The sequence below is a fragment of the Chromobacterium sp. S0633 genome, from assembly GCF_024158805.1.
Taxonomy (GTDB): domain Bacteria; phylum Pseudomonadota; class Gammaproteobacteria; order Burkholderiales; family Chromobacteriaceae; genus Chromobacterium.
Window position 1 is genome coordinate 1 of sequence record NZ_JAMZGH010000089.1, and the last position, 6,255, is coordinate 6,255.

Annotated in this window: 6 protein-coding genes; all 6 read left to right on the top strand. The window is 68.5% G+C overall.

Annotated features, from left to right (window positions below; all coding sequences use genetic code 11):
* Window positions 1-139: 139 nt before the first annotated feature.
* The 6 genes from NK214_RS24520 to NK214_RS24545 all read left to right on the top strand — a co-directional run bounded on the left by NK214_RS24520 (window position 140) and on the right by NK214_RS24545 (window position 6,089).
* Window positions 140-322, top strand: a complete 183-nt coding sequence (locus tag NK214_RS24520) for a cytochrome c (protein WP_305883581.1) — start codon at window positions 140-142, stop codon at window positions 320-322.
* Window positions 283-1,470, top strand: coding sequence for a cytochrome D1 domain-containing protein (locus NK214_RS24525; protein WP_253315757.1), 1,188 nt, complete (start codon window positions 283-285; stop codon window positions 1,468-1,470). Before NK214_RS24520 ends, NK214_RS24525 begins: the two co-directional genes overlap by 40 nt.
* Window positions 1,471-1,472: 2 nt before the next feature.
* Window positions 1,473-2,468, top strand: coding sequence for an Lrp/AsnC family transcriptional regulator (locus NK214_RS24530; RefSeq protein WP_253315758.1), 996 nt, complete (start codon window positions 1,473-1,475; stop codon window positions 2,466-2,468).
* Window positions 2,455-3,456, top strand: a complete 1,002-nt coding sequence (locus tag NK214_RS24535) for an Lrp/AsnC family transcriptional regulator (RefSeq protein ID WP_253315759.1) — start codon at window positions 2,455-2,457, stop codon at window positions 3,454-3,456. Before NK214_RS24530 ends, NK214_RS24535 begins: the two co-directional genes overlap by 14 nt.
* Window positions 3,457-3,816: 360 nt before the next feature.
* Window positions 3,817-5,028, top strand: coding sequence for a heme d1 biosynthesis radical SAM protein NirJ (gene nirJ, locus NK214_RS24540; RefSeq protein WP_253315760.1), 1,212 nt, complete (start codon window positions 3,817-3,819; stop codon window positions 5,026-5,028).
* Window positions 5,029-5,399: 371 nt separating this feature from the next.
* Window positions 5,400-6,089 (top strand): Crp/Fnr family transcriptional regulator, encoded by a 690-nt coding sequence (locus NK214_RS24545; RefSeq protein ID WP_107800705.1) that lies wholly within the window; start codon window positions 5,400-5,402, stop codon window positions 6,087-6,089.
* The last annotated feature ends 166 nt before the right edge of the window (window positions 6,090-6,255 follow it).

Genomic DNA, 6,255 nt, shown 5'->3' on the forward strand with positions numbered 1-6,255 from the left:
TGGTAGGACGGCCCCACCAGCTTGGCGTCCAGCGCGTGGCAGGCCAGGCAGTTGTGCTGCTTGAGCAGCGCTTCCGGAGCGGGCGGCCCAGCTGCGCCACCTGGCGCGCCAGGACTGCGGCGCCTGCCACGGCCTGAGCCTGCGCGGCGGCCTGGGCAGTCCGCTGACGCCGGAGGCGCTCAAGGACAAACCGGACGCCGGCCTGGCCGCCGTGATCCTGGCCGGCCGGCCCGGCACGCCCATGCCGCCCTGGCGGCCTTTTCTGACGGAAGAAGAAGCGATATGGCTGGTTTACTGGTTAAAGCAGGGCGCGCCGCCCTGATCCCGGCCTTGGCCGCGCTGCTGGGCGGCTGCGCCGCGCCGCGCGGCACCGGCGACCTGGGCGTGGTGATAGAACGCGCCAGCGGCAGCGTGCAAGTGGTGGACAATACCCGCGCGGAAAGCCTGGGCCGGGTGGAAGGGCTGGGCGATCTGTCCCACGCCTCGGTGGTGTTCTCGCGCGACGCGCGTTACGCCTACGTGTTTGGCCGCGACGGCGCCATCAGCAAGGTGGACCTGCTGCGCCGGCGGCTGGAACGGCGCGTGGTGCAGGCCGGCAACAGCATAGGCGGCGCCATCTCCTCGGACGGCCGCGTGCTGGCCGCGCAAAACTACCAGCCGGGCGGCGTGCGCCTGTTCGACGCCGCCACGCTGGCGCCGCTGGCCTCGGTGCCCGCCGCGCCGGGCGCGGACGGCAAGCCCTCGCGCGTGGTGGGCCTGGCGGACCTGCCGGGCCGGCGCTTTGTTTACGCGCTGTTCGACGCCGACGAAATCAATGTGCTGGACGCCGCCGACCCGGCCCAGCCGAAACTGACCCGCTACCGCGACGCCGGCAAGCGTCCCTACGACGGCCTGGCCAGCATGGACGGCCGCTACTTCCTGGCCGGGCTGTACGGCGAAGACGGCCTGTCCCTGCTGGACACCTGGCGGCCGGAACAAGGCGTGCGCCGCATCCTGGCCGGCTACGGCCGCGGCCAGCAGCCGCTGCCGGTGTACAAGATGCCGCATCTGCGCGGCTGGGCGCTGGCCGGCGATTACGCCTTCCTGCCCGCCATCGGCCGCCACGAAGTGCTGCTGGCGGACAACCGCAGCTGGACGCAACAGGCCGCCGTCCCGGTGCTGGGCCAGCCGGTGTTCGTGATGGCGGAACCGTCCGGCCGGCGGGTCTGGGTCAATTTCGCCTTCCCGGACAACGACAAGGTGCAAGTCATCGACGTGCCCACGCGCAGCGTGATCGCCACCCTGAAGCCGGGCAAGGCCATCCTGCACATGGAGTTCACCCCGCGCGGCGACGCGGTATGGCTGTCCAGCCGCGACGAGGACAAGCTGGTGGTGGTGGACACCGCCAGCCTCAAAGTGCTGCGCGAACTGCCGGCGCAGAGCCCGTCCGGCATCTTCTTCAGCTGGCGCGCCAGCCGCATCGGGATGTAGCCATGCTTATTTCAGACGCCGATCCGGCCCTGCTGCGGCTGATCAACGGCAGCCAGCGCGGTTTTCCGCTGCTGCCGCGCCCCTTCGCCGCGCTCGCCGCCGGCATGGAGGAGGGCTGGAGCGAAGCCCGGCTGCTGGCCGCGCTGCAAGACGCCCAGGCGGCCGGCTTGCTGGCCCGCGTCGGCGCGGTGTTCGCGCCCAACACCGTGGGCAACAGCACCCTGGCGGCGATGGCGGCGCCGGCGGAGCGGCTGGAAGAAGTGGCCGCCTTCGTCAGCCGCCAGCGCGAGGTCAACCACAACTACCGGCGGGACCATCATTACAATCTGTGGTTCGTCGTGGCCGCCGCCTCATCGGCCGGCGTGGCCGCGGCGCTGAGCCGCATCCGCCTGGCCACCGGCATCCCGCCGCTGGACCTGCCGCTGCTGCGGGAATACCACATCGACCTGGGCTTTTCCTTCCTGGCGGAGTCCGCCGCGGCGGCGGAAGCGCCGGCGGCGGCGGACGACCCCGGCCTGTCCGCCGGCCAGCGCCAGCGGCTGCTGGCGGCGTTGTCGCCGGGCCTGCCGCTGACCCCGCGGCCTTATCAAGCGCTGGGCGCGCAATGCGCGCTGAGCGAGGCCCAGACCCTGGCGCAAATCGCCCACTGGCGGCAGCAAGGCGTCATCCGCCGCTTCGGCATGGTGGTGCGCCACCAGGAACTGGGCTATCGAGCCAACGCCATGTGGGTGTGGCGGATAGACGACGACGCCGAACGCGAGCGCGTGGCGCTGGCGCTGGCGGCGGAGCCGGCCATCACCCTGTGCTATGAACGTCCGCCGCGTCCGCCGGACTGGCCCTACCAACTGTTCACCATGGTCCACGCCCGCGACGCGCAAAGCCTGGACGCCGTGCTGGCGGACATCCGCCACCGGCACGGGCTGGAACGGCTGCCGCAGGCGGTGCTGCGCTCTACCCGGCGCTACAAACAAACCGGAGCCTGTTATGGATACGCCTGAAGCGCTGGCAATGCTGGACACGCTGGATGCCTTGGACGCGCGGCTGATAGACCGGCTGCAAGGCGGCTTCCCGCTGGTGTCGCGCCCCTACGCGGCGGCCGGGCGCAGCCTGGGCCTGGGCGAAGACGGCCTGATCCGGCGCTTGCGCCAACTGCTGCACGCCGGCGTGCTCAGCCGCTTTGGGCCGATGTACCAGATAGAACGCCTGGGCGGCCGCTTTGTGCTGGCCGCCTTGGCCGCGCCGGAAGCGCGCTTCGATGAGGTGGCCGCCGCCGTCAACGCGCTGCCGGCGGTGGCGCACAACTACCGCCGCGAACACCGGCTCAATATGTGGTTTGTGCTGGCCGCGGACAGCGCCGCCGCCATCGACGCCGCCCGGCGCGGCATCGAACTGGTGACCGGCCTGGAAGTGAACCTGTTTCCCAAAGAGCGGGAATACTTTGTGGGCATGCATTTTCAGGTGGGCGGCGCGGCCCCGGTGGGCGCGGCCGCCGGCGCGCGGCGCACGGGCGAGCCGGCCGCGCTGAGCGAAGACGACCGGAAGCTGATCCGCGCCACCCAGGCCGGCCTGCCGCTGTGCCGGCAGCCCTACCGCGACATTGCGCGGCGGCTGGGCTGGGCGGAGGCCGAAGTGACGGCGCGGCTGGCGCGCTGGCTGGAGCAGGGCGTGGTGCGCCGCATCGGCGCGGTGCCCAACCATTACGCCATCGGCTACCGGGCCAACGGCATGGCGGTGTTCGACGTGGCCGACGAGCAAGTGGACGCGCTGGGCGCGCAACTGGGCGGCCTGGACGCGGTCAGCCACTGCTACCGCCGACCGCGCCGGCCGGGCTGGCCGTACAATCTGTTCGCCATGCTGCACGGCAGCGAGCGGCCGGCGGTGCTGGCCGCGGTGGACGACGCGCGCGCCTTGCTGGGCGAAGCCTGCCGCGGCCACGAGGTGCTGTTTTCCAGCCGGATTTTGAAGAAAACGGGCTTGAGGTTGTGAGGACCGGGTTTTGAACTTTGTGGTTTTGAATCCGCTGCGCGGATGATGATTTAGGGCCGGTTCCGCCCTGATCGAGCGAGGCAAGCGTAGCGTCGCGAGGGAATAAAACGGAAAGGGGAATTTGCTAGCGTCAAATCGCTGCAAACAGGGCTGCCGCTTAAGACCTCGGGCCTGCCACCCGACGGCAGGCTTGAAGGGAGTGGGGGCGCGTCGGGTATGTACTGGCTGTGATATGTTGCCAGCGGCGTCCTCGGCCTTAATGCAAATCAGGCTTAGTTGCCGGATTCCATTGACCCGCATCAAGGAGCCGCCGCCGCCCCCGGCCGCACACTGAGCCATCTTCCCGCGACGGAGCCGGCCATGTTGCGACTGACCCAATACCTGCGCCTGCTGCGCGAACCGGCGGCGGTTCCGCCGCCAGGGCGCGCCATGCCCGCCGGACCGCAAGCCCCGGTGGTGATTTGGAACCTGATCCGCCGCTGCAACCTCACCTGCCAGCACTGCTACTCCACCTCCGCCAACCGCGACTTCGCCGGCGAACTGAGCACCGACGAAGCCTATGCGGTGTTGGACGATCTCCACGCCTACGGCGTGCGCGTGCTGATCCTGTCCGGCGGCGAACCGCTGCTGCGGCCGGACCTGCCGGCCATCGCCCGGCGCGCCAAGGCGCTGGGCTTCTATATCGGCCTGTCCAGCAACGGCACCCTGATGGACCCAGATCAGGTCTCCGTCTTGGCCGACATCGGCTTCGACTACGTGGGCGTCAGCCTGGACGGCATCGGCGCCACCCACGACCGCTTCCGGCGGCTGGACGGCGGCTTTGAACTGGCGCTGCGCGGCTTGCGGCTGGCGCGCGACGCCGGCCTGAAAGTGGGCATCCGCTACACCATGACCGAAGACAACGCCGCGGACCTGCCGGCGCTGCTGCAACTGATGGCGGACGAAGACATCGACAAGTTCTACTTCTCCCACCTCAACTACGCCGGACGCGGCAACAAGCACCGCGCGGACGACGCCCGCCACGCCCGCAGCCGCTGGGCGCTGGAGCTGCTGATCCAGCAAGCGCTGGCCCAGCTGGACGCCGGCCGGCCGCGGGACTTCGTCACCGGCAACAACGACGCGGACGGCGTCTACCTGCTGCACTGGGCGCGCCGGCATTACCCGGAGCGCGCCGACACCCTGCTGCGGGCGCTGCGGCGCTGGGGCGGCAACGCCAGCGGCGTCCACATCGCCAATATCGACAACCTGGGCAACGTCCACCCGGACACCATGTGGTGGAAAGTGACGCTGGGCAATGTGCGGGAACGGCCGTTTTCCGCGATATGGCAACAGCCGCAACACCCGCTGATGAGCGGCCTGCGCCAATCCCCGCGCCCGGTGGCCGGCCGTTGCGGCGCTTGTGGCCACCTGGATATCTGCAACGGCAATACCCGGGTGCGCGCCTGGGAGCTGAGCGGAGATTTTTGGGCGGCGGACCCGGCCTGTTATCTGAGCGATGCGGAAATCGGTGTGGAGCCGGGCCGCCACGCGCGGCCGGAGCTGACGCCGTGGAGCCGGGCGGCCCAACATTGAGGCGAGCGCCGTAGAGCCTGTTTACGATCTCTTTGAGAGGGATGATGGTTCAAAACGTCGAATACGCGGTTTCCCACCTATCCATGCAACGCTTCAACATATTGAAGCGGCCGGCGAGATTTTTTCTAAGAACGTGTTTACGATCTCGCGAGCAAGAGCGAGACAAGGCGAAAACGATCGAAAAAGCGGAATGTACGAGTGGTACATGAGCATTTTGAGGGTGTACTCACCGTGTAACGCTCCACGACGCGCAGCAGATCGTAAACAGGTTCTAATCACATCGAACTAGGCCGCTGCTGCCAATGGCCCATGGCCCTTGGCGGAGCGCGCTTTTATAGTGTAAGCCTCCGCCATTATCGAGCCACACCGTCATGAGCCATCTGGACATCCCATCCTTCCTGCGCCACCAGCCGCTGTTCCAGCAATTGTCCCCGGAACAGATCCAGGCGCTGGTGCCGCACACCCAAGAACTGCGCGGCCTCAAGGGCCAGGTGATTTTCCAGAAGGGCGACCCCTGCGACGGCATGTTCCTGGTGGTGTACGGCCGGGTGAAGCTGGCGCTGTCCTCGGCGCAGGGCAGTGAAAAAGTGATGGAAATCATCCACCCCGGCCAAAGCTTCGCCGAGGCGGTGATGTTCCTGGGCCGGCCCTGCCCGGTGATGGCCCAGTTCCTGGAAGACGGCATGCTGCTCAAGGTGGAAGCGGCCGGCATCTTGCAAGCGATAGACCACGACCCGGCCTTCGCCCGGCGCTTGCTGGCCGGCCTGTCGCTGCGCCTGCACGGCCTGGTGCGGGACGTGGAGCGCTACTCCATAGAAAGCTCCTTGCAGCGGGTGATTGGCTATCTGCTGCAACACCTCCCGGAAGACGGCGGCAGCCTCACGCCGCAGGTCTCGCTGCCGGTGAATAAAAGCCTGATCGCCTCCCGGCTGAACCTGACCCCGGAAACCTTCTCGCGGATGTTGCACCAGTTGATCGAGGCGGAGCTGATCAAGGTGGACGGACGCGACATCACGCTGGTGGATGTGGACAAGCTGAAGGCCTTTGGCAGCTGCGCCTAAAACGCCCCACGCCCCCAACCGTAGGGTGGGAGGAGCGCAGCGATACCCACGCGGAAACGGGTGCGACGCCACAGTCCGCCGGACAGCCACCGATTTGGTGGGTATCGCCTGACGGCTCCACCCACCCTACCCAAACGCGGCCCCAAACACGGCCCCACCGTAGGGT

What these genes read in the sequence shown, in the direction of transcription:
- NK214_RS24545 (WP_107800705.1), top strand. Translation starts at nt 5,400, where the DNA reads ATGAGCCATCTGGACATCCCATCCTTCCTGCGCCACCAGCCGCTGTTC.
- NK214_RS24535 (WP_253315759.1), top strand. Translation starts at nt 2,455, where the DNA reads ATGGATACGCCTGAAGCGCTGGCAATGCTGGACACGCTGGATGCCTTG.
- nirJ (WP_253315760.1), top strand. Translation starts at nt 3,817, where the DNA reads ATGTTGCGACTGACCCAATACCTGCGCCTGCTGCGCGAACCGGCGGCG.
- NK214_RS24530 (WP_253315758.1), top strand. Translation starts at nt 1,473, where the DNA reads ATGCTTATTTCAGACGCCGATCCGGCCCTGCTGCGGCTGATCAACGGC.
- NK214_RS24525 (WP_253315757.1), top strand. Translation starts at nt 283, where the DNA reads ATGGCTGGTTTACTGGTTAAAGCAGGGCGCGCCGCCCTGATCCCGGCC.